Source organism: Bradyrhizobium sp. 27S5, assembly GCF_037217225.1.
GTDB lineage: Bacteria > Pseudomonadota > Alphaproteobacteria > Rhizobiales > Xanthobacteraceae > Bradyrhizobium > Bradyrhizobium septentrionale.
The window spans coordinates 3,908,919-3,931,240 of sequence record NZ_CP147714.1 but is presented as its reverse complement, the minus strand read 5'-3'; the positions used below and the strand labels follow the sequence as shown (position 1 = coordinate 3,931,240).

Below are 22,322 nucleotides of genomic sequence, written 5' to 3'. Positions count from 1 at the left end.
CGCGCGACAGTTCTAGAGCGTTTTCGAGCGAAGTGGGTACCGGTTCGCGTGAAGAAAACGCGTCACAACAACAATCCAGAGCCCCGTTCCGATTCGATCGGAACGGAAATGGCTCTGGTGTCCGGGTTGCGTATCGAAGGGTTCGTCATCGTCTCCGCCGATGGCCGGCTGGCGAATGCTCACAATGTGATGCCCGACGATCTCAAGATCGAGGGCGACAAGCGGTTCTTCACCGCTGCCCTCGACCGCGCCGACCTCGTCGTGCATGGCCGTCACTCCCAGGAAGAGCAGCCGAACGCGCCGAAGCGGCGCCGCCTGATCCTGACCGGCAAGGTCGCGGCCACCGCGCCCGATCCGGACAATCCGAAGGCGCTGTTGTGGAATCCGGCCGGCTGTCCGTTCGAGACCGCGAGCCGCGAGGCCGGCGTGACATCGGGCATGGTTGCCATCATCGGCGGCCCCGGCGTGTTCGGCATGTTCATGGACCGCTACGACACGTTCTGGCTGTCGGTCGCGCCAAGGGTGCGCATCCCCGACGGCGAGCCGTGCTTTCCGGGCGTCCCTGCCCGCACCCCGCAGCAGGTGCTTGCTGTGCACGGCCTTCACGCCGGCGCGCCGCAACTGATCGATGCCGCGCAGGATGTCAGCGTGACGCCGTGGCGGCGGGTGGGTTGATTGTTGCTGGTTAGATCGTAGGGCGGGTTAGCGTCAGCGTAACCCGCCGTCTTTCGTACCCGATGCTCAGATCGGCGGGTTACGCCTTCCGCCTTTGCTCGTTGAGCTACGGCGGACGTGGTCGGCTAACCCGCCCTACGCTACCGTCCTGTTTACACGTCCCCATACGCCGGCTCATCGCGGCGCGGGCCGCGGCCGTAGCCGGCGATGATGAACAATGCGCCGATCAGCGACAGGTTCTTCAGCGCCTCCATCAGGGTCTTGCCGTTGTCAGGCGCCGCCTGATTCCAGAAATCGTGGAAGTAGAAGGTCGTAAAGCAGACGAAGATGATCAAAAGGATCGCGAAGAACCGCGCCAGCACGTTCACAGCGATCATCAGGCCGGCGATGATCTCGAAGGCGCCGATCGTGATCGCCAGGAGCTGCATGAACGGCATGCCGGCGAAGGTTTCGATCTGCTGCGTATAGGGCGCGATCACGGCGGGAATGGTCACCTTGGCCATGAACAAATCCGCCGTCGCCTGGATGCCGAACAGCTTGGTCGCCCCCGAATACAGGAACAGCACGGCGAACAGAACGCGCCCGAAGGTGATCAACGCTGGCATGGGTCGGCCTCACTGGATGGCAGAATCGGACGAAGCAGGCGGAGCGATTATGGTCGCTCCACCTGCTTCGATCAAATCGAATCGGTCTCAGCCAAAGAGCGTCGGCTGCGCGCGGCCGGCGCGCTCCTGGGCTTCGACGGCGGCAACCGCCGTCATGTTGAGAATGCCGCGCGCCGTCACACCGGGGGTGAGGATGTGCGCCGGGCGCGCCGGACCGATCAGGATCGGCCCCACCGGCAGCGCGTTGGCGAGCGATTTGATCATCTGGTAGGCGATGTTGGCGGCGTCGAGGTTCGGCATGATCAGGATGTTGGCCTCGCCTTCCAGCCGCGATTGCGGCAGCACGAGCTTGCGCGCCACCGCCGACAGCGCGGTGTCGCCCTGCATTTCGCCGTCGGCCTCGATCTCCGGATGCTTGTCCTTCAGGAGCTGGGTGGCCCGCCGCATCTTGCGCGAGGAGTCCGTATCATAGCTGCCGAAGTCGGAATGTGACACGAAGGCGACCCTCGGCTTGAAGGCGAAGCGCTGGACATGGATCGCCGCGAGCGACGCCACTTCGGCGAGCTCCTCCGCACTCGGGTTCGGCCGCACCTGGGTGTCGGCGAGGAAATGCGCGCCGGTGGAGGTGATCATCAGCGCCAGCGCGGCATAGTCGCTGACCCCCGGCAGGAAGCCGATGATCTCGCGGACATGGCGCAGATGGCTCATGTAGCGGCCCTCGACACCGCACAGCATCGCATCGGCCTCGCCGCGCGACACCGCGAGCGCGGCGATGACCGTGTTGTTGGTGCGAACCACGGTCCGCGCGCCCTCGGGCGTCACCCCGCGCCGGCCGGCGACGTCGATATAGGACTGCACGTAGGAACGGTAGCGCGGATCGTCCTCGGGATTGACCAGGTCGAAATCGCGGCCGGCCTTGATCGACAGGCCGAAGCGCTTGATCCTCGTCTCGACCACCGATGGACGGCCGACCAGGATCGGCCGCGCCAGCTTCTCCTCGAGCACCACCTGGGTCGCGCGCAGCACGCGCTCATCCTCGCCTTCGGCGTAGATCACGCGCACCGGCTGGGTCTTCGCCTTGGCAAACACGGGCTTCATGGTGAGGCCGGAGCGGAACGAGAAGCGCTCGAGATTGGCCGCGTATTCGTCGAAATTGGTGATCGGCCGTGTCGCGACGCCGGACTCGATCGCGGCCTTGGCCACGGCCGGCGCAATGCGCAGGATCAGGCGCGGGTCGAACGGGCTCGGGATCAGCGAGCCCGGGCCGAACCCCTGCGTCTCGCCGGTCTCGAAGCCATGGGCCACCGCATCCGACGGCGGATCGCGCGCGAGCTGCGCGATCGCGTCGACCGCGGCGTGCTTCATCGCCTCGTTGATCGCGGTGGCGCCGACGTCGAGCGCGCCGCGGAAGATGAAGGGGAAGCAGAGCACGTTGTTGACCTGGTTCGGATAGTCCGACCGTCCCGTGCAGATCATCGCATCGGGTCGCGCCGCCCGCGCCTCTTCCGGCATGATCTCGGGCACCGGATTGGCGAGCGCCATCACCAGCGGCCCATCCCCCATCTGTTTGACCATCTCCGGCTTCAGCACGCCCGGCGCCGACAGCCCGATGAAGATGTCCGCGCCCGGAATCACGTCCGCCAGCACGCGCGCGTCGGTCTTCTGGACATAGACCGCCTTCCAGCGATCCATCGTGGTGTTGCGGCCTTCATAGACCACGCCGTCGATGTCGCAGACCCAGATGTTCTTGCGCTGCGCGCCCATCGAGACCAGCAGGTTGAGCGTCGCGATCGCCGCCGCGCCGGCACCCGAGCAGACGATCTTGACGTCGGGCAGCTTCTTGCCGTTCAGCAGCAGTGCGTTGACGATCGCGGCTGCGACGATGATGGCGGTGCCATGCTGGTCGTCGTGGAACACCGGGATATTCATGCGCTCCTTGAGCTGCGCCTCGATCTCGAAGCACTCCGGTCCGCGGATGTCTTCGAGATTGATGCCGCCGAAAGTCGGCTCCAGCGCGGCGACGGTCTCGACCACGCGCTCGATCGTGTCGGCCTTGATCTCGATATCGAACACGTCGATGCCGGCGAATTTCTTGAACAGCACCGCCTTGCCTTCCATGACGGGCTTGGAGGCAAGCGGACCGATATTGCCGAGACCGAGCACGGCCGTGCCGTTCGAGACCACGGCCACCAGATTGGCGCGGGCGGTCAGGGTCGCCGCCTCGGCGGGGTTCTTGGCGATCTCGGTGCAGGCGGCGGCGACGCCCGGCGAATAGGCCAGCGCCAGGTCGCGCTGGTTGGCAAGCGGCTTGATCGCCTGGATCTCGAGCTTGCCCGGCCGCGGCAGCCGGTGATAGGCGAGCGCCGCGTTATGGAGTTCTTCAGACGATGACGACATGCGTGCTCCCCGCGTTTCCGGCCCAAATTTCTTGTTTCTGTGCTAATCCAGGCGAAAGTCAGTTGTCCGGCAAACCGAGCCGGATGTGAAGCATGTCCAGCCGCTTGGATGCAACATCCGATAATATCCCCGTCAACAGGCCCGGGCGGGCCCGTTCAGTGATGCTGCACCTTCTGGCCGCGGATTGGCAATTTTTTTCCCTTGATGATCCGGAGTTGACCGAATGAAGAAAATTCTGCTCGGCCTGATCGCTGTCATTGTCATTGCGGTCGGCGGCTTCTTCGGCTTCGACCTCTATGCCCAGCGCCGGGTCACGCGCGAGGTCGAGGCCGCCTTCGAGCAGGTCCGCGCCACCGGCGCCAAGGCGAGCCACGGCAAGATCGCCTTCGACGTCAAGAGCCGCACCTTGACGATTGCAGACATCGCCACCGAGACGGGAGCGCAGTCCCCGGTCAGCGTCAAGATTGCCAGCCTCACGATGACAGGCCTCGGTCAAACGGAGGCGGCACGGGTCTCCGCCGACAAGCTCGAGTTCAGCGATGTCGAGATTGGCGTGGCGGGGCCGAGCCCGACGATCGCCTCCCTGACCTACAAGGCGCCGCGGATCACGGTGAAGGACTATTCCGCTCCCGCCGGCCTACCCCAGCTTCCGGCCTCGTCGTCCATCGTCGAGTTGTACCGGTTCGCGTTCGCCCAGCTCGCGAACATCAATGCGTCGTCGGTGACCGCGCCCAGCTTGACCGGAGCGCTGACCTTCAGCGCCGCCGCACATGCCGGCGACGGCGCCGGCGGCACATTCGACTATTCGGGCCTTGCCATCGAAAACATGAAGGACGGAAAGATCGCGTCGAGCAAGACCGACAAGGTTGCGTTCAGGATCAATTCGCAGGCGGCAGGCAAGCCGGTCAAGATGACCGGCGACCTCGCCAATATCGCCGCGACCGATATCGACGTCGGTGCGATGGCAGCGATGTTCGATCCGGCCAAGGCCAATGACGACCGGGACTATCGGGTTCAGGGCCACGTTTCGGTCGGTCCCTATGTGATCACCGTGACGCCTGATGCCGTCGCCGCCACGCCTGGCCTGAACATGCGGATCGAGGGCGTCACGGTCGACGACGTCAGGATCAACCCGTCGCGGATGCAACTGCCGGCGCTGCTGGCGATGATCCCGCCGCCGGGCAGCGCGCCGCCGTCTCCGGCCCAGGCGCGCGAATTGCTTGAGAAGGTCGCCGGCCTTTATTCGGGTGCCGGCATCGGAAATGCCGAGATACGTGGGCTCTCGGTTGAGACGCCGCAGGGCCCGCTCAAGCTGTCCTCGGTGCGCTTCAATTTCGAACACGGCAAGATCGGCGAGCTTGCCGTCGAGGGGCTCGATGGACGTGGACCACAGGGTCCCATCAAGGTCGGACGCTTCGCGCTGAAGTCGCTCGACGTCGCCAACTTCATGCGGCTGTCGGCGCAGTTCTCCGCCGAGAAGCCGTCGGCGGAACAGGCGCTGGCGCTGTTTCCGCTGCTCGAGGGCATCGAGCTCAAGGGCGTCGCGACGCCGTACAAATCCACCGGCAAGCCGGTCAACATCGATGTGTTCAGCCTCGACTGGGGTCAGTTCGTCGGATCGATCCCGAGCAGACTGCGCCTGGTGGCGAAGTTGGCCGCACCGGTGGATGCCTCCGACCCGCGGCAGCAGCCGCTGATCGCGGCCGGGATCGACCGGATGGTCGTCGACGCCGATCTCGGCGCTGCCTGGACCGAGGCGTCGCGCTCGTTCGCGCTCGAGCCGGTCAAGTTCGACATGGCGGGGCTTGTGAAGGCGTCAGCGAAGGTCTCGCTCGGCAACGTGCCGCGCGAGGCATTTTCGGCCAACGCTGCCGAGGCCATGGGCGGGGCAGCGCAGATCGAGGCCAGCGCGATCGAGCTCACCGTCCATGACCTCGGCGTCATCGATCTCGCGGTCGCGCAGTACGCGCGCAGCCAGAATGTGGGCCGCGAGGCTGCACGCAGCGCCATCCTCGAAACCATCAAGGCGCAGGGCGATGCGATCGGCGGCAGCAATCCCGACGCCACTGCCCTCATCACCGCCATCAGCCGGTTCATCGAGACGCCGGGGCAGACGCTGGTCGTCAAGCTGACGCCGCGCGCCAAAGCGCCGGCGCTTCAGCTGATGCAACTGCTCAAGATCGATCCGCAATCGGCGCTGGCGCAATTCCGGATCGAGGCCTCGACGGGGTTGTGATCGCCCCACTCCCCGTTCTTTTCCCTCTCCCCGTTCTTACGTGGAGAGGGTTGGGGTGAGGGGCTGCTTCCGCAAAAATGCTAGCGAACGGACTCGCGGCGACTCCCCCTCACCCGGATCGCATCTGCGATGCGATCCGACCTCTCCCCGCAGGCGGGGCGAGGTGAAGACCCGCCGTCAGCCCTTCGCCGGCAGGTTGGTGCGGATGTGCAGCTCCTTGAGCTGCTTTGGCGTCGCTTCCGACGGCGCGCCCATCAGCAGATCCATGGCCTGCTGGTTCATCGGGAACAGCGAGATCTCGCGCAGATTGTTGGTGCCGCAGAGCAGCATCACGATGCGGTCGAGACCGGCCGCCATGCCGCCATGCGGCGGCGCGCCGTACTGGAACGCACGGTACATGCCGCCGAAGCGGTCGATGACCTCCTGCTCGCCATAGCCGGCGATCTCGAACGCCTTCACCATCGCTTCCGGCTTGTGGTTGCGGATGCCGCCGGAGGCGATCTCGTAGCCGTTGCAGGCGATGTCGTACTGGAAAGCCTTGATGGTCAGCGGGTCCTGCGACTTCAGCGCGTCGAGGCCGCCCTGCGGCATCGAGAACGGGTTATGCGAGAAGTCGACCTTCTTGTTCTCCTCGTCATACTCGTACATCGGGAAGTCGACGATCCAGGCGAGTTCGAACCGGTCCTTGTCGATCTGGTTCAGCTCCTCGCCGAGTTTCGTTCGGGCAAGGCCGGCGAATTTCCAGAACTTCTCCGGATCGCCGGCGACGAAGAACGCCGCGTCGCCCTCCTTGAGGCCGAGCTGGTCGCGGATCGCAGCGGTGCGTTCCGGGCCGATGTTGTTGGCAAGCGGACCCGCGCCCTCGCCGCCCTCGCGCCACATGATGTAGCCGAGGCCGGGCTGGCCCTCGCCCTGCGCCCACGAGTTCATGCGGTCGCAGAACGCGCGCGAGCCCCCGCCGGTGCCCGGGATCGCCCAGACCTGGTTCTTCGGGTCCTCGAGCATCCGCGCGAACACCTTGAAGCCGGAGCCGCGGAAGTGCTCGGAGACTTCCTGCATCACGATCTTGTTGCGCAGGTCGGGCTTGTCGGAACCGTATTTGCGCACGGCCTCGGCAAACGGAATCCGCGGCCAGTTCTTCGTCACCGGCTTGCCCTTGGCAAAGTCCTCGAACACGCCGGTGATGACAGGCTCCATCGCCGCGAACACGTCGTCCTGCTCGACGAAGCTCATCTCGACGTCGAGCTGATAGAACTCGCCCGGCAGACGGTCGGCGCGCGGGTCCTCGTCCCGGAAACACGGCGCGATCTGGAAGTAGCGGTCGAAGCCCGACATCATCAACAGCTGCTTGTACTGCTGCGGCGCCTGCGGCAGCGCGTAGAACTTGCCGGGATGGATCCGCGACGGCACCAGGAAGTCGCGCGCGCCCTCCGGCGAGGACGCCGTCAGGATCGGGGTCTGGAATTCGAAGAAGCCCTGCTCCTTCATCCGCTTGCGCATGGAATCGACCACCGCGCCGCGGGTCATGATGTTCTGGTGCAGCTTCTCGCGACGCAGGTCGAGGAAGCGGTACTTCAGCCTGATGTCCTCAGGATATTCCTGCTCGCCGAACACCGGCAGCGGCAGCTCGGCCGCCGGGCCAAGCACCTCGATCTCCTTGATGTAGACCTCGATCATGCCGGTCGGCAGTTCGGGATTGTCGGTGCCGGCGGGACGGTGGCGCACCTTGCCGTCGATCCGCACCACCCACTCCGAGCGGAACTTCTCGACCTCGGCGAACGCCGGCGAGTCCGGATCGGCCACGCATTGGGTGATGCCGTAATGGTCGCGCAAATCGACGAACAGCACGCCGCCATGGTCCCGGACACGATGGACCCAGCCTGACAGCCTGGCCGTCTGGTCGATATCGCTCTCTCGGAGCGCGCCGCATGTGTGTGACCGGTAGCGATGCATATTCGTTCCAAAACTGATGTCGGAGGGTCGAATCGCGACAGGGCCAAAATGCCCTATCCGAAGTTGCGGAGGGTTTACCCGACGGGGCCGGGTGCGGCAACCAATGGAACGGCCGGTTTTCGGGGCAAACGGCAGATTTTCCGCGTCGGAGCCGCCAATCGTTTGCCTATTCGGCCCGCAGGCCTATCTTCCCGACATGACCATCCATTTCCCGTTCCAGAACACCTATTCGGCGCTGCCGGCGAACTTTTTCGCCCGTGTCGCGCCGACCCCGGTGGCCGCCCCCCGGCTGATCAGACTGAACCGGCCGCTCGCGCTCCAGCTCGGGCTGGATCCGGAGCTGCTGTCGACCCCGGAGGGCGCCGAAATCCTCGCCGGCAAGCGCCTGCCTGACGGCGCCGACCCGATCGCGATGGCCTATGCCGGCCACCAGTTCGGCCACTTTGTTCCCCAACTCGGCGACGGCCGCGCCATCCTGCTCGGCGAGGTCATCGACACGGACGGCGTCCGCCGCGACATCCAGCTCAAGGGAAGTGGCCCGACCCCGTTCTCCCGCCGCGGCGACGGCCGCGCCGCGCTCGGCCCGGTGCTGCGCGAATACATCGTCAGCGAGGCGATGTTTGCATTGGGCATTCCGACCACCCGTTCGCTCGCCGCCGTCGTGACCGGTGAGCCCGTGATGCGCGAGACCGCGCTGCCGGGCGCCGTCCTGACCCGCATCGCCTCGAGCCACATCCGCGTCGGCACCTTCCAGTTCTTCGCCGCCCGCGGCGACACCGACGGCGTCCGTGCGCTGGCCGACCACGTCATCATCAGACACTATCCCGAGCTGAAGGACGCCGCCCAGCCCTATCACGCGCTGCTCGCGGGCGTCGTCGCGCGACAGGCCGCGCTGGTCGCGCGCTGGCTGCTGGTCGGCTTCATCCACGGCGTGATGAACACCGACAACACGTCGATCTCGGGCGAGACCATCGACTACGGCCCCTGCGCCTTCCTCGACGCCTACAACCCGGCACAGGTGTTCTCCTCGATCGACGAGATGGGCCGCTACGCCTACGCCAACCAGCCGCGCATCGCTTTGTGGAATCTGACCCGGCTCGCCGAATGCCTGCTGCCGCTGTTCGCCGACGACCAGGAGAAGGCAATTGAACAGGCGCAAGTGATCCTCGGCGACTTCCCGGAAAAATTCACCGCGGCCTATCAGGCCGGGCTGCGTGCCAAGGTCGGCCTGTTCACCGCGCGCGACGGCGACGAGGCGCTGATCCAGGACCTGCTCGACGCGATGGCAAAGAACGGTGCCGACTTCACGCCGACCTTCCGCCATCTCGGCGAGGCGGCAAGCGACGACGCCGCCGACGTCCGCGCGCAGTTCACCGATCCCGCAGCGTTCGACGAATGGGCCCCCCGCTGGCGCGCTCGCCTCGCGCTGGAACAGCAGACGCCGGCCGAACGCAAGGCCGCGATGCGCGCCGTCAACCCGGCCTTCATCCCGCGCAACCATCGCATCGAGGCGGTGATCGCGGCCGCCGTCAACAGCGACGACTACGCGCCGTTCGAAGAACTGCTGACGGTGCTGGCGAAGCCGTATCAGGACCAGCCGCAGTTCGCCGCCTACGCCGATCCGCCGCTCCCCGAACAGCGCGTGACGCAGACGTTCTGCGGGACGTGAGGCGCCCTCACACCGTCACGACGATCTTGCCGAACTGCACGTTCGACTCCAGGTACCGATGCGCCTCGACGATCTCCTCGAACGGAAACGTCCTGGCGATGATCGGTTTCAGCGCGCCGTCGGCAAGCCCATCGAGGGTGAACGCCTTTGCCGCGGCCAGCCGCGCCGGATCGCGGACGATCTCGTGCACGCGGTAGCCGCGCAGGATTAGGCTCTTGCTCAGCACGGTGAACAGCGGAAACGGCGTCGGCTCCGGACTGAGCCCGCCATACTCGATGAGGATGCCGCCGTGCGCCATCGCTGATGTCAGCGGCATGAAGGCGGGGCCACCGACTGCGTCGAGCACCACACGAACACCGTTCGGCCCCGCGATGCCCTCGAGCCGCAACTGCAAATCCTCCTCCGCCGACGCAATGACGTGGGCAGCGCCCGCCTCAAGCAGCGCCTGCTTCTTGATGGAGGTCTGCGTCACCGCGATCGGTATCGCACCAATACGATTGGCGATCTGGATCGCCGCTAGCCCGACGCTGCTCGAGGCCGCCGTGATCACGACGAACTCCGCACGGGCGAGCCGCGCAACATCGATCAAGGCGCCATATGCCGTGAGGTACTGCATCCACACTGCGGCCGCCGTCTCGAACCCCAGCGCCGGCGGATGCTTGACGACCAGTTCGGCCGGGAACGTCGCGAGTTCGCCATAAGCCGGCCAGCGCGCCATCGAGATCGGCGGCACGATGCTGACGGCATCCCCGGGCGCGAAACCGCCGGCGCCCTCGCCGATCGCCTCGACGATGCCGGCAGCTTCGAGGCCGAGGCCGGATGGCAGCGTCGGCGTCTCGATATAGGTCCCCGTACGCATCAAGGCCTCGGCGCGGTTCAGTCCGAGCGCCTTGATCCGGATCTGGATCTCGCCGCGCGCAGGTGGCGCGATCGCCACATCCTCGATCCGCAGCACCTCGGGACCACCATGTTGATGGAAACGAACGACGCGAGCCATTGGCAACACTCCAAAACAGTTGAATTGCAAAACAGTTTGCTTGAATGAAGCTATGCCAAGGCAAATTCAGTAGATAAATCATCCCGCAGACTAAGCAGTCAAAACTGGGGGTTTCGAATGATGGACCGCTTGACCAGCATGGCCGTCTTTCTCAAGGCGGTCGATCTCGGCTCCTTCGCCGCCGCCGCCGAGGCGCTTGAGATGTCCGGTCCGATGGTCGGCAAGCATGTCCGCTTCCTCGAAGCGCGGCTCGGCGTCCGCCTGATCCACCGCACCACGCGACGCCAGAGCCTGACCGAGTTCGGACACGTCTATTACGAGCGCTGCCGCACGGTGCTTGCCGAAGCGGACGCGGCCGATGCGCTCGCTTCCGATCAACTGTCCGAACCACGCGGACGGCTGCGGGTGACGATGCCGGCCCTGCTCGGCCGCATTTGCGTCGTCCCCACGTTGCTCAAGCTGGCGCAGAAATATCCTGCGCTGGAGCTCGATCTCGCGTTCGGCGATCCGGTCGCCGATCTGATGGAGGGCGGCTACGACCTTGCGATCAGGACCGGCGAGCTCAACGAGCAATCCGGCGTAATCGCGCGGCGCATCGCGCGCCAGCGCATGGTGGTGTGCGGCTCGCGCGCGTATTTGAAGGCCCACGGCAAACCCCGCGCGCTCGACGAACTCGACCAGCACCAGGCGATCGTCTATCGCCGCTCCGGGGGCGTTCGCCCGTGGCTGTTCCCGCGCGACGGTCAGCCGCCGCGAGAAGTCTGGCCGGCCGGCCGGCTCAGGCTCGACGATCTCGAAGCGATCGCCGACGCTGCGGCGCGCGGCATGGGGCTGGCGTGGCTGCCCTCCTGGCTGGTGCGCGAACGCCTCGACAGCGGCGCGCTGGTCCGCGTTCTCGGCACCGAAGGAGAACTTCCCTACGACTGCCACGCGCTCTGGCTGCCGACGCCGCGACTGCCGCGCAAAGTCCGGCTTGCCGTGGACGCACTCGCAGCCGCGCTGCCGAAACTCGTGGCGTAGCGCGATCGCCTTGTTCCCGCGGCACCACGTGAGCGTTAACTCACCCTCCACCATGCAAGGAGGCCGGCCGTGGTAACCATAAGGCTTAACAGCGCGTCAACGCTCCCCCAACAAGTCTAACTGTTTCTAATGGGGGAGGACGGCCCGTGGACGCATTTGCATTTGAATTTATGGGATTGGCGATGATTGCGCTGTGCCTCGTCGTGCTGGCGATGCCGGCGTCGCGCCGGCCGTCGAAGAACATGCGCTACGAGTGAGCAGCTGGCGCGGATCGGTGTGTGATAGACCGGCGTCCCGCTCGGGCCGTCCCGTCAATGGAGGAGATCGTTCATGTTGGACCACGTCTCCATCACCGTATCCAACATCCGCGTTGCCGAGCCCTTTTACGACGCCGTGATGGCGGCGCTCGCCGTCACCAAGATGAGCAGCGGTGAGACGTGGATCAGCTACGGCGAGCGCTGTGACGCAGATCATCCGGACCTGACCTATTTGCTGATACGCCCCGGACCTGTCCCCGAAGCAGCATACGGGCGGCATTGGTGCTTCAAGGCGCAACTCAGGGAGCAGGTTGACGCTTTTTGGCGTGCCGGGCTTTCGGCAGGAGGATCGGACGATGGCGCGCCGGGTCTTCGTCCCGAATATCATCCACACTACTACGGAGCGTTTCTACGCGACCCGGACGGCAACCGTATCGAAGCCGTCTGCCATCGGCGTTTCGCGTAAAGCCGCATCGGCCTCCACATTGACTCCACGCCGCGCGCCGGTCGTCCCACCATCCCGACACCTCAGCCCTGCCTGACCGCGGCCGCACAGCCGGCTTCCGCGGTGCTATGGTCGCCGTCGTCCCGCCTTCGCGCCATTGATTCCCTGCCATGACCGAGACCGCCTCCTCGCTGATCCATCCCGGCTGGTTTGCCGCGATCGCCATCCTGCTGTGGGCCACCAGCCTGCTGCCGGAATTTCTTACCGCGCTGTTGTTCTTCGCCGCGGTCGCGGTGTTTCACGCGGCGCCGCCGGACGTGCTGTTCTCCGGCTTCCAGTCGGAAGCATTCTGGCTGGTGCTCGGCGGCTTCGTGATCGGCAGCGCGATCCGCAAGGTCGGGCTCGCCGACCGGATCGCGCGCGCCCTTGCCGGACATCTCACCGGCTCCTGGCTCCGGATGGTCGCCGGCGTCATTGTGCTGACCTATGCGCTGGCCTTCGTGATGCCCTCGAACATGGGCCGCATCGCGCTGTTGATGCCGATCATCCTGGCGCTGGCCGATCGCGCCGGCCTCGCGGAGGGATCGCCGGGCCGTCATGCGCTCGCGCTCGCGGTGGGTTTTGGCACCTATCAGCTCTCGGCCTCGATCCTGCCGGCGAATGTGCCGAACCTGATCATGACCGGCGCCGCCGAGCGGGCCTATGGCGTGCGTTTCGACTACATGTCGTATCTTCTGCTGCACGCGCCCGTGATCGGCATCCTCAAGGGCATCGTGCTGATCGGCTGTCTGGTGTGGCTGTTTCCGGCATCGCCCAAGCCGATCGAGGGCGGCACCGAGACGACACCCATGAGCGCGGCGGAATGGCGGCTCTCGATCATCCTGCTTGCCACGCTCGCATTCTGGATGACGGATAGCCTGCACGGCATCCGCCCGGCATGGGTCGGGCTGGTCTCCGCATGTCTCTGCCTGCTGCCTCGCGTCGGCTTCCTTAACGGCGAGGAATTCGCTGCCGGCGTCAACGTCCGCACCTGCATTTATCTCGGCGGCATCCTCGGGCTTGCCGCCGTCGTCGCCTGGTCCGGGCTCGGCACTGCGATCGGCGATCTCATCATTCCGCATCTGCCGCTCGATCCCGCGCGGCCGGCAGCGGATTTTGCATCGATGATCGGGCTTGCCAGCCTGCTGAACTTCGTCGTCACCGCAAACGGCGTCCCCGCGGTGTTCACGCCGCTGGCCTCCTCGCTTGCCGCGCACACCGGCCTCACGCTGCCGACCGTCCTGATGTCGCAAGTGTTCGCTTATGCGACGCCGCTATTACCGTATCAGGCTGCCCCGATCGTCGTCGCCGCCGGCATGGCGCGGGTGCCGGCCGGCGCGACGGTGAAGATGTGTCTCGTCGTCGGCCTGATCTCGTTCGTCGTGCTCGCGCCGCTCTATCTCGTCTGGTTCAGGTTGCTCGGCTGGATCGGCTGAGCGGCGTCGCAAGAAATATCGCGCTCAGGCGTCACCAAAGGGCGATATCCTTCGCTGATGAGTCCACTGACATGTGATGCAAGTCCGGGAATTGACGACGCTTGAACGACACCGATATGCAGCAATCCAGCACACCGCCCTCAACTGCGCGCGCCGGCCATTCGCCGCTCGAGGTGCTGCTCATTTTCCTCAAGCTCGGCGTCACCTGCTTCGGCGGCCCGATCGCCCATATCGGCTATTTCCGCGACGAGTTCGTCACCCGCAGGCGCTGGCTTGACGAGCAGGCCTATGCGGATCTGGTCGCGCTCTGCCAGTTCCTGCCGGGCCCTGCGAGCAGCCAGGTCGGCTTTTCGCTCGGCCTGATGCGCGCCGGCTACCTCGGCGCGCTGGCGGCCTGGACCGGCTTCACGCTGCCGTCAGCGATTGCGCTGGTGCTGTTTGCCTTCGGCGCCGGCGGATTGAGCGGCCCGGCCGGCGCAGGCCTGGTGCATGGCCTCAAGCTCGTCGCGGTCGCGATCGTGGCGCAAGCCGTCTGGGGCATGGCGCGGTCGCTCTGTCCCGACCGCGAGCGCGCCTCGATTGCGACAGTGGCGGCACTGATGATCCTCGCGAGCGCTTCGTCGATCGCGCAGATCGGCGCCATCATTCTCGGCGCCGTCGCCGGGTTCTGGCTCTGCCGGGCACAACCGGCCGACGGCGTCACCCACATCGCAATGCCGGTGTCGCGCCGCGTTGGCATAGGCGCGCTGATCCTGTTCCTCGCGCTGCTCGCCGGACTACCACTGCTGGCCCGGGCATGGCCCGGCCTCGGCCTGTTCGAGGCCTTCTACCGCTCCGGCGCACTGGTGTTCGGCGGCGGCCACGTCGTGCTGCCGCTTCTGCGCGAAGCCGTGGTGACGCCAGGCTGGATCGGCGACGATGCGTTCCTGACCGGTTACGGCGCCGCGCAGGCCGTGCCGGGCCCGCTGTTCACCTTCGCGGCCTATCTCGGCACCGTGATCGGCGGCGTGCCGGGCGCCATCGTCGGCCTCGTCGGCATCTTCCTGCCGGGAATTCTCGTCCTGCTCGCGGCGCTGCCGTTCTGGGACGGCTTCCGCAAGCGCCCGGCTGTGCAGGCGATGATGCGCGGCGTCAACGCCGCCGTGGTCGGCATCCTCGGTGCGGCACTCTACGATCCGGTCTGGACCAGCAGCGTGCACCGTCCGCTCGATTTCGGCATCGCACTGGCGGGCTTCGTGCTGCTCACGGCATGGCGCGCCCCGCCGCTGCTCGTGGTCGTCCTCTGTGCGGCAGCCGGCATCGCGATCGGGCTCCTGCAATCGTGAACAGCCGGGCTGGCCTCAGCCCCGGCCGGATTAAGGACGCCTTCATGCCTCGCCGCCAGAATGCCGGGCCTGTTCCCCGGAGCGGCTGATGCCGGAAGTTAATGAGCAACCGGGCCCGACCAGGGTTCCGATACTGGACCTGCTGCGGCTCGCCGCGGTCGGGGCCGTGATCCTGTATCATTACGGCTTCTGGGGTCCAGCATCGCACGGCGTTCAGCAGGTCGCGATGCCGTATCTCGCGCCGGTCGCGCAATATGGTTTCCTCGGCGTCCCCGTGTTCTTCGCGATCAGCGGCTTCGTCATTGCCTACTCTGCCGAAGGCCGCACGCCGGTCGGCTTCGCGATCGCCCGCTTCAGCCGCATCTATCCAACCTTCGTCATCTGCATGACGCTGACCTTCCTCGCGACGCTGCTCGTGGGCCATGCATGGTTCCACGTAACGTGGGGGCAATGGCTGGCAAACCTGTTCATTGCGGCACCGATGTTCGGTCAGCCCTATATGGACGACGCCTACTGGTCGCTGGTGATCGAGGTCGTGTTCTACGTCTGGGTCGCGCTGTTCCTGGCCTGGGGCATCTTCCCGCGGCGGATCGACACGATCATCGTGGCATGGATCGCCATCACCTTCGTCAACGAACTGACCCTCGACATTCCCCTGTTCGAGAAACTCTTCATGGCCGACGACAGCGGCTTCTTCGCCGTCGGGCTCCTGATCTATGAACATTACCGGGGACGGCGCGACACCAGGCTCTACAGCCTGCTGACGCTGGCGATGGGAACGGCGACGTTCCAGGCCGTGCACAAGCTGGAACGGCTCGGCGTCCACACCCATGGTAGCTTCGATCCCATCGTCGTCACGGCCGTCTGCATCGTCTCGCTCGGCATCGTGTTCGCCGCCACCCGCATCAAGTCGGTGCCGCTGCCGGCTGGCCTCGTCAGCGCCGTGGGCGGCATCACCTATCCGCTCTATCTGCTGCATCTGCAGCTCGGTTACGTGATCCTGCTTGCGATGACGCCAACGCCGGATGCGCTTTCGACCGCGCTCGTTCTCACAGCCGTCGTCGTGCTGGCGTGGTTTGTCTGGCGCTTCCTCGAAGCTCCCGCGCATGGTCTCGTCAGGGACAAGCTCACGCAGCTGGCCTCGCGGCACGGATGGCCCTCGCGCATTCGCGCGCGGGAGGCCCGGATCGATCGGGACCGCATCACCGCGCCGGTCGAGGCCGGCGGGATCGCCAATCACTGAGTTGCCCGACGGCGCAAGCCCCTTATGCAAAAATATTTCCGTTTATCGGAATATCCAACTCGGTGTATGGTTCGCCCGTCTCACCCGATCGAGGGGCGCTTCGCGGTCGTCACGAACGTGGGTCGAGATGCGGTGGACGCGGAGTGCGCAGTCGACGAATGCGCATGAGGCGGACGGTGAAGTCGTGTGGTCCTGACGCCCTAGCGGCAGGTGTCTTTTCGAATTGCGCGATGCGCGTTGCGAAGACGGTGACAAGCAAGCCCAGTCTCGCCGGGGAGAGCACGAAGTAAGCCGTAGCCCATCGCGCAGGGAAAGCCGGGTTGTTTCCGGTTACACCTGTGGTCCTACCCCCGTGCTTTCTACCTTTTGCACGGGGCCCATGGGTGCGATCGGCACCCGGCTTTCCCTGCGCCCTCTGCGAGAGAGAGGGCGGAACGAGAAGCAAAGCTCGGACAAATCATGTCGCGAGAGCGCTGCGTCCCCACCACAACCGTCATCGCCCGGCTTGACCGGGCGATCCAGTACGCCGCGGCCTTCCGGCTCAGGCACCGGCGTCTCTGGAATACTGGATCACCCGCATGCGCGGGTGATGACAGCGCGTGGTGTGACGCCTTGAATCGAGAACCATCCTCATCGTCGTCCTGGCCTAGTGCGCAATTGCGCACGGGAGCCAAGACCCATTACCCCAAGTGCCAATTGCCGCACGAAGTCGGGGGCCGCGATCCCCCGGTCAACGAATTTCGGTGGTTATCGGTCCTGGCTTTCGCCAGGACGACGGACGAATTCGCGGCACGACCAGGCCGAAAACCCCCTCGAATCACGCCCAATCAATTCAAAAATGCCCTGTCCCTCACCTCGTGCAGGGCCAAAATCCCAGCAAGACCCTTGACATAGCTGCCCTTTCGGCAGAACGCGTGGGGTCAAGCCGTTATGGACTGTTCATGGATCTGATTAGCACGACCCCCGACCTCGCCGCCGCCTGCGACCGGCTCGCTCAACACAAGGTCATCACCGTCGACACCGAGTTCCTGCGGGAGACGACCTACTATCCGCTGCTCTGCGTCGTGCAGATGGCGAGCGCGGATGAAGCCGTCGTGGTCGACGCGCTGGCGCCCGGCATCGACCTCAAGCCGTTCTTCGATCTGATGTCGAACGAGGCCGTGCTGAAGGTGTTTCATGCCGCGCGGCAGGACATCGAAATCGTCTGGCACCTTTCCGGCACCATCCCGCATCCGATCTTCGACACCCAGGTCGCCGCCATGGTGCTCGGCTATGGCGACAGCATCGCCTATGACCAGCTGGTCGATCGCGTCACCGGCCACCGTCCCGACAAGACCCATCGCTTCACCGACTGGTCGCGCCGCCCGCTGAGCGAGGAGCAGCTGCACTACGCGGTGTCCGACGTCACCCATCTGCGCGAAGTGTTCGCGGCGCTCGACGCCGATCTCAGGAAGCGCGACCGCAGCGAGTGGGTCAGCGAGGAGATGGAGGTCCTGACCTCGCCGAAGACCTACGATTTCCATCCCGAGCGCGCCTGGGAGCGGCTCAAGACCCGCGTCCGCAAGCCGCGCGAACTCGCGGTGCTGATCGAGGTCGCGGCCTGGCGCGAGCAGGAGGCGCAGAGCCGCGACGTGCCGCGCTCGCGCGTGCTCAAGGACGATGCGGTCGGCGATATCGCCACCCATGCGCCGACCTCGCTCGACAAGCTCGGCAATCTGCGTTCGCTGCCGAAGGGTTTTGAGCGCTCGAAATGGGGCGCCGACATCATTGCTGCCGTGCAGCGCGGGCTGGCGCGCGACCAGGCCTCGCTCCCCAAGCTGGAAAAGCCGCGCAACAATTCCAATGGTGCCGCGACCGTCGAGCTGCTGAAGGTGCTGCTGCGCATGACCTCGGAGCGCCACGGCGTCGCCAGCAAGGTGATCGCCACCGTCGACGATCTCGAGCAGATCGCGGCCGATGATCAGGCCGAGGTCGGCGCCCTGCACGGCTGGCGGCGCGAATTGTTCGGCGAGGCCGCGCTCAAGCTCAAGCACGGCCAGCTCGCGCTCGCGATCGACAAGGGCCGCGTGGTGCGGGTGGATCGGAGCTAGCTCACGTCGGGTCGGAGCCCTCTGCTGCGCGCGAAGCGGCAGCGCCCCGCACTGTCGGCCAGTGGCCGAATGCGCCATGGCGGCCTCCGCCGGCCACAGGCTCCGGTTGCGTCACGCGAAACTACCGCGGCGAGCTGGCTTGCTAAGGCGCAATTTTCGTGTTGCAATCGCTTCACAATCGGATTGCGGCCGTTCGACTGTGCGTTTCGCGACGTTGATATCCAAGGCTTCGAGAGGCGAAACTTCGGACTTGAAGACTTTGGATCTGAAGACCCCCGAATTGAACAGACAGCGGAAAGCCCGCTTGTGGCGTGGCACGTGGAAAACGTGGCCGCGTCTTTTTTATGTCTAAACTGGGAGAGAGACGATGCCGAAGGGTACCGTCAAATGGTTCAACCCGACCAAAGGATACGGGTTCATCAAGCCAGCCGTCGGCGACAAGGATGTGTTCGTCCACATCTCGGCGGTCGAGCGCGCCGGACTGAGCACACTCAACGAGAACCAGACCGTCGAGTACGAGCTGGTGGAGAACCGCGGCAAGGCGTCGGCAGAGAACCTCAAGGTTCACTGAACGTCGCTGTCGGCGGATTTCATCCTGATGCCTCCCCCGGTCGCATCACTCCGGGGGATTACTCTCGGCGCGAGCGTGCCCTAGCTCTGCGGCGCGATCAGCGTGCTGTCGGTCGCCGCGCTGCCCTGCGTCGTGCAGCGCTCGCCTTCGAGCTTGAGCCGGCCGGACGCCAGGAGCCGCAGCGCCTCCGGATAGATGCGATGCTCGATTCCGATCACGCGTGCGGCCAGCGTCTCGGACGTGTCGTCGTCAGCCACCGTGACCGCGCCCTGCATCACGATCGGACCGGCATCGGTCTCCGGGATCACGAAATGCACCGTCGCTCCCGACAGCTTGACGCCTGCGCGCAAGGCCTGGCCGTGCGGATCGAGGCCGGGGAAACACGGCAGCAGCGAAGGATGGATGTTGAGCATCCGGCCGTACCAGTGCCGGGCGAAATCGGCGGTGAACAGCCGCATGAAGCCGCCGAGACAGATCAGCTCGACCTGCCTGTCGTCGAGCGCTTTTTGCAGCACCGCCTCGAAGCCGGCGCGGTCCTTGCCGAACGGCTTGCTCTCGATGACGATGGTCGGAATGCCGCTCGCGGCCGCCTTCTCGAGCCCGCCTGCGTTGGCGCGGTTGGAGATCACGGCAACGATCTCGGCCGGAAAATCCGCAGCTTTGGCAGCCTCGATCAGCGCGGCCATGTTGGAGCCGCGGCCGGAAATGAGAATGGCAACGCGGCGCTTCATCGCGAGAGATCGAGATGACCGTTATAGACCACACGATGCTCGCCTTTGGCTTCGATCACCTCACCGAGCAGCGTCACGGTCTCGCCGCCGGCGGTGAAGGCCTCGGTCACCGCATCGACCGCGTCCGGCCTGACGATCGCGATCATGCCGATGCCGCAGTTGAAGGTGCGCAGCAGCTCGAGCTCGGCGATGCCGCCCTGCTCGGCCAGCCATTTGAACACCGGCAGCACCGGCAGCCGCGCGAGATCGATGCCGACGCCGAGGTGCTTCGGCAATACGCGCGGAATGTTGTCGGTGAAGCCGCCGCCGGTGATGTGGGCGAGCCCCTTCACCGCGCCGGTCTCGCGGATCGCGCGCAGGCAGGACTTCACATAGAGCTTGGTCGGCGTCAGCAGCGCCGCGCCGAGCGTCATGACCGGCGCGAACGGCGCCGGCGCGTCATAGGCAACGCCGGATTGCTCGACGATCTTGCGCACCAGCGAGTAGCCGTTGGAGTGCACGCCCGAGGAGGCAAGGCCGATCACGGCGTCGCCCGCCGCGATATCGGCCGTCGGCAACAGGGTGCCGCGCTCGGCCGCGCCGACCGCAAAGCCGCCGAGGTCGTAATCGCCGTCCTTGTAGAGGCCGGGCATCTCGGCGGTCTCGCCGCCGATCAGCGCGCAGCCGGATTCGCGGCAGCCCTCGGCAATGCCAGCGACGATCTGTGCGGTGGCCTCCGGATGGAGCTTGCCGCAGGCGAAATAATCGAGGAAGAACAGCGGTTCCGCGCCCTGCACGACGAGGTCGTTGACCGACATCGCGACCAAATCGATGCCGATGCCGCCATGGATGCTGGTCTCGATCGCGATCTTCAGCTTGGTGCCGACGCCGTCGGTGGCGGCCACCAGGACCGGATCCTTGAAGCCGGCGGCCTTGAGGTCGAACAACCCGCCGAATCCGCCGATCTCGGCGTCCGCACCCGGCCGCGCGGTGGCCCGCACCATCGGCTTGATCAGATCGACCAGACGATTGCCGGCGTCGATATCGACACCCGAATCCGCGTAAGTGAGCCCGTTTTTGCGCTCGGTCATGCCCAATTCCAGATGATAAGGGGCTGGTTACGAGGAATTCCGCCCCCGCGCAATGGCTCGCGGCAATGCTGCTGCGATACTATGTAGATAACATCCGGCCACTGCGCAAAAGAGCCGGATATCGAGTAAAATCAGGCTTCTAGCCGGGAAGCGACTCAAGTTGAGCATTCCGAATATCATCACCCTCGGCCGCATCATCCTGGTGCCGGTGATCGTCTGGGCCATCGTGTCCAGCCAGATGGAGATCGCGTTCGCGATCTTCGTGATCGCCGGCGTCTCGGACGCAGTCGACGGTTTCCTCGCCAAGCGCTTCAACATGACGAGCGAGCTCGGCGCCCTGCTCGACCCGCTCGCCGACAAGGCGCTGCTGGTGTCGATCTATGTCGCGCTCGGAATCTGGGGCGCGGTACCGCGCTGGATCGTGATTCTGGTGGTGTCGCGCGACATCATGATCGTCTCCGCCGTGATTGTGTCATGGTTGTTCGACAAGCCGGTCGAGATGAAGCCGCTGATGGTGTCGAAGCTCAACACGGTGGCGCAGGTCGCATTCGCAGCGCTGGTGCTGGCCTCGCTCGGCTTCGGCTTCCAGCCGCACCCCTACGACCTGATCCTGATGGGTTTGGTCACGATCTTTACTTTGGGTTCGGTGTCCCTCTATCTCGTGGAGTGGGTGCGGCACATGAGCACGATCGAAGCTCGGTAGGCATGATCCGGAAAAGTGGAAGCCGGTTTTCATGCTAAAATGAAGCGGTTTGGAGACTTGCGTGGCCGGTAGCGTTCAACCTCGTCAATTGGCCTTGGCCCTGCCGCACGAGGAGAAACTGACCCGCGACGATTTCCTCGAGGGGCCCGCCAATGAGGCTGCGCTGGCGCTGATCGATGGCTGGCCCGACTGGCCGAACCGAATCATGCTGCTGGTGGGACCGGACGGCTCCGGTAAAAGCCACCTCGCCGCGATCTGGACCGAGAGCGCCGGCGCGCGCTCGACCGCCGCGCATGCGCTGACCGCCGAGGCGGTGCCGACCGCGCTTGCGACCGGAGCGCTGGTGGTCGAGGACCTGAGGCCGTCGGATTTCGACGAGCGCGCGATGTTCCATCTGATGAATCTCGCGCGCCAGGACGATGCCTTCGTGCTGATCACGGCGCGCATTCCGCCGTCAGCGTTCGAGATCGAATTGCGCGACCTGCGCTCCCGGCTCCGCGCGGTGCCGACGGTGACGCTGCTGCCGCCCGACGACCAGCTGTTCCGCGGCCTGATCGTAAAATTCTGCGCCGACCGCCAGATGAACGTGGACGAGCCGCTGGTTAGCTACCTCTGCAACCGGATCGAGCGCTCCTATACCGCCGTCCGGCAGGCGGTCGAGCTCCTGGACACCGAGGCACTGCGGCTCGGCCGTCCGGTGACGCGGGCGCTGGCGGCGGAACTGTTGCGCGATGCCTGACGGGTCCCGCGGCTTGACGGCGCAGGCCGGCGGAACATCAATGTCATCGAAACGTCATCGCAATATCACATGGTCTGTGCGGCCCTCGGCTACACCGCTCCGGCTCCCTGCCCCGAATTGG

Annotated in this window: 18 protein-coding genes; 12 read left to right on the top strand and 6 right to left on the bottom strand. The window is 65.6% G+C overall.

Features of this window, described 5'->3' with window-relative positions; translation table 11 throughout:
- The first annotated feature begins 108 nt into the window (after window positions 1-108).
- Window positions 109-675: a dihydrofolate reductase gene (locus WDM24_RS18080; RefSeq protein ID WP_166294734.1), complete on the top strand. Its 567-nt coding sequence runs from the start codon at window positions 109-111 to the stop codon at window positions 673-675.
- A 152-nt stretch (window positions 676-827) separates the two neighbouring features.
- On the opposite strand, the gene WDM24_RS18075 is transcribed toward WDM24_RS18080, so the two are convergent.
- Both WDM24_RS18075 and WDM24_RS18070 read right to left on the bottom strand, forming a co-directional pair.
- Window positions 828-1,280, bottom strand: coding sequence for a DoxX family protein (locus WDM24_RS18075; RefSeq protein ID WP_166294732.1), 453 nt, complete (start codon window positions 1,278-1,280; stop codon window positions 828-830).
- An 87-nt stretch (window positions 1,281-1,367) separates the two neighbouring features.
- The gene (locus WDM24_RS18070) at window positions 1,368-3,677 is read right to left on the bottom strand and encodes an NADP-dependent malic enzyme (protein ID WP_166204562.1); all 2,310 of its coding nucleotides are present in this window, start codon (window positions 3,675-3,677) and stop codon (window positions 1,368-1,370) included.
- Between the two features lie 223 nt (window positions 3,678-3,900).
- On the opposite strand from WDM24_RS18070, the gene WDM24_RS18065 reads away from it, so the two are divergent.
- Entirely contained in the window at window positions 3,901-5,913 is a 2,013-nt protein-coding gene (locus WDM24_RS18065) for a hypothetical protein (protein WP_338831971.1), read from the top strand.
- Between the two features lie 177 nt (window positions 5,914-6,090).
- Here the strand turns inward: WDM24_RS18065 and aspS are convergent, their stop codons facing one another.
- A complete protein-coding gene (gene aspS / locus WDM24_RS18060) occupies window positions 6,091-7,866 on the bottom strand; it encodes an aspartate--tRNA ligase (RefSeq protein ID WP_338831970.1) in 1,776 nt (591 codons plus the stop codon).
- Window positions 7,867-8,062: 196 nt separating this feature from the next.
- Here aspS and WDM24_RS18055 point away from each other — a divergent pair, with 196 nt between their 5' ends.
- Window positions 8,063-9,535 (top strand): protein adenylyltransferase SelO, encoded by a 1,473-nt coding sequence (locus WDM24_RS18055; RefSeq protein ID WP_338831969.1) that lies wholly within the window; start codon window positions 8,063-8,065, stop codon window positions 9,533-9,535.
- Between the two features lie 7 nt (window positions 9,536-9,542).
- Here WDM24_RS18055 and WDM24_RS18050 read toward each other — a convergent pair whose 3' ends face one another.
- Window positions 9,543-10,532, bottom strand: a complete 990-nt coding sequence (locus tag WDM24_RS18050) for a zinc-dependent alcohol dehydrogenase family protein (protein WP_338831968.1) — start codon at window positions 10,530-10,532, stop codon at window positions 9,543-9,545.
- A gap of 120 nt (window positions 10,533-10,652) precedes the next feature.
- Between WDM24_RS18050 and WDM24_RS18045 the strand changes: the two genes are divergently transcribed.
- The 7 genes from WDM24_RS18045 (at window position 10,653) to WDM24_RS18015 (ending at window position 18,958) form a co-directional block, all read left to right on the top strand.
- The gene (locus WDM24_RS18045) at window positions 10,653-11,552 is read left to right on the top strand and encodes a LysR family transcriptional regulator (RefSeq protein ID WP_338832401.1); all 900 of its coding nucleotides are present in this window, start codon (window positions 10,653-10,655) and stop codon (window positions 11,550-11,552) included.
- 330 nt (window positions 11,553-11,882) lie between these two features.
- Complete coding sequence (locus tag WDM24_RS18040) at window positions 11,883-12,275, top strand: VOC family protein (RefSeq protein ID WP_338831967.1); 393 nt, start codon at window positions 11,883-11,885, stop codon at window positions 12,273-12,275.
- Window positions 12,276-12,424: 149 nt separating this feature from the next.
- On the top strand, window positions 12,425-13,729 hold the full coding sequence (locus WDM24_RS18035) for an SLC13 family permease (protein WP_338831966.1): 1,305 nt from the start codon (window positions 12,425-12,427) through the stop codon (window positions 13,727-13,729).
- Window positions 13,730-13,845: 116 nt separating this feature from the next.
- Window positions 13,846-15,054 (top strand): chromate efflux transporter, encoded by a 1,209-nt coding sequence (chrA, locus tag WDM24_RS18030; RefSeq protein WP_338832400.1) that lies wholly within the window; start codon window positions 13,846-13,848, stop codon window positions 15,052-15,054.
- A gap of 88 nt (window positions 15,055-15,142) precedes the next feature.
- Window positions 15,143-16,297 (top strand): acyltransferase, encoded by a 1,155-nt coding sequence (locus WDM24_RS18025; protein ID WP_338831965.1) that lies wholly within the window; start codon window positions 15,143-15,145, stop codon window positions 16,295-16,297.
- Window positions 16,298-17,238: 941 nt separating this feature from the next.
- A complete protein-coding gene (gene rnd / locus WDM24_RS18020) occupies window positions 17,239-18,387 on the top strand; it encodes a ribonuclease D (RefSeq protein ID WP_166296159.1) in 1,149 nt (382 codons plus the stop codon).
- Between the two features lie 367 nt (window positions 18,388-18,754).
- Window positions 18,755-18,958, top strand: coding sequence for a cold-shock protein (locus WDM24_RS18015; RefSeq protein WP_021079877.1), 204 nt, complete (start codon window positions 18,755-18,757; stop codon window positions 18,956-18,958).
- 80 nt (window positions 18,959-19,038) lie between these two features.
- On the opposite strand, the gene purN is transcribed toward WDM24_RS18015, so the two are convergent.
- Both purN and purM read right to left on the bottom strand, forming a co-directional pair.
- The gene (gene purN / locus WDM24_RS18010) at window positions 19,039-19,689 is read right to left on the bottom strand and encodes a phosphoribosylglycinamide formyltransferase (protein ID WP_338831963.1); all 651 of its coding nucleotides are present in this window, start codon (window positions 19,687-19,689) and stop codon (window positions 19,039-19,041) included.
- Window positions 19,686-20,759, bottom strand: a complete 1,074-nt coding sequence (gene purM, locus WDM24_RS18005) for a phosphoribosylformylglycinamidine cyclo-ligase (protein ID WP_338831962.1) — start codon at window positions 20,757-20,759, stop codon at window positions 19,686-19,688. The genes purN and purM overlap by 4 nt, the downstream gene beginning before the upstream one ends.
- Window positions 20,760-20,919: 160 nt before the next feature.
- Between purM and WDM24_RS18000 the strand changes: the two genes are divergently transcribed.
- Complete coding sequence (locus WDM24_RS18000; protein WP_028332358.1) at window positions 20,920-21,462, top strand: CDP-alcohol phosphatidyltransferase family protein; 543 nt, start codon at window positions 20,920-20,922, stop codon at window positions 21,460-21,462.
- Window positions 21,463-21,523: 61 nt separating this feature from the next.
- Window positions 21,524-22,201, top strand: coding sequence for a DnaA ATPase domain-containing protein (locus WDM24_RS17995; RefSeq protein WP_338700272.1), 678 nt, complete (start codon window positions 21,524-21,526; stop codon window positions 22,199-22,201).
- Window positions 22,202-22,322: the final 121 nt, after the last annotated feature.

Coding starts and splice junctions, on each gene's coding strand:
- WDM24_RS18080 (WP_166294734.1), top strand. CDS start 109: ATGGCTCTGGTGTCCGGGTTGCGTATCGAAGGGTTCGTCATCGTCTCC.
- WDM24_RS18075 (WP_166294732.1), bottom strand. CDS start 1,280: ATGCCAGCGTTGATCACCTTCGGGCGCGTTCTGTTCGCCGTGCTGTTC.
- WDM24_RS18070 (WP_166204562.1), bottom strand. CDS start 3,677: ATGTCGTCATCGTCTGAAGAACTCCATAACGCGGCGCTCGCCTATCAC.
- WDM24_RS18065 (WP_338831971.1), top strand. CDS start 3,901: ATGAAGAAAATTCTGCTCGGCCTGATCGCTGTCATTGTCATTGCGGTC.
- aspS (WP_338831970.1), bottom strand. CDS start 7,866: ATGCATCGCTACCGGTCACACACATGCGGCGCGCTCCGAGAGAGCGAT.
- WDM24_RS18055 (WP_338831969.1), top strand. CDS start 8,063: ATGACCATCCATTTCCCGTTCCAGAACACCTATTCGGCGCTGCCGGCG.
- WDM24_RS18050 (WP_338831968.1), bottom strand. CDS start 10,532: ATGGCTCGCGTCGTTCGTTTCCATCAACATGGTGGTCCCGAGGTGCTG.
- WDM24_RS18045 (WP_338832401.1), top strand. CDS start 10,653: ATGGACCGCTTGACCAGCATGGCCGTCTTTCTCAAGGCGGTCGATCTC.
- WDM24_RS18040 (WP_338831967.1), top strand. CDS start 11,883: ATGTTGGACCACGTCTCCATCACCGTATCCAACATCCGCGTTGCCGAG.
- WDM24_RS18035 (WP_338831966.1), top strand. CDS start 12,425: ATGACCGAGACCGCCTCCTCGCTGATCCATCCCGGCTGGTTTGCCGCG.
- chrA (WP_338832400.1), top strand. CDS start 13,846: ATGCAGCAATCCAGCACACCGCCCTCAACTGCGCGCGCCGGCCATTCG.
- WDM24_RS18025 (WP_338831965.1), top strand. CDS start 15,143: ATGCCGGAAGTTAATGAGCAACCGGGCCCGACCAGGGTTCCGATACTG.
- rnd (WP_166296159.1), top strand. CDS start 17,239: ATGGATCTGATTAGCACGACCCCCGACCTCGCCGCCGCCTGCGACCGG.
- WDM24_RS18015 (WP_021079877.1), top strand. CDS start 18,755: ATGCCGAAGGGTACCGTCAAATGGTTCAACCCGACCAAAGGATACGGG.
- purN (WP_338831963.1), bottom strand. CDS start 19,689: ATGAAGCGCCGCGTTGCCATTCTCATTTCCGGCCGCGGCTCCAACATG.
- purM (WP_338831962.1), bottom strand. CDS start 20,759: ATGACCGAGCGCAAAAACGGGCTCACTTACGCGGATTCGGGTGTCGAT.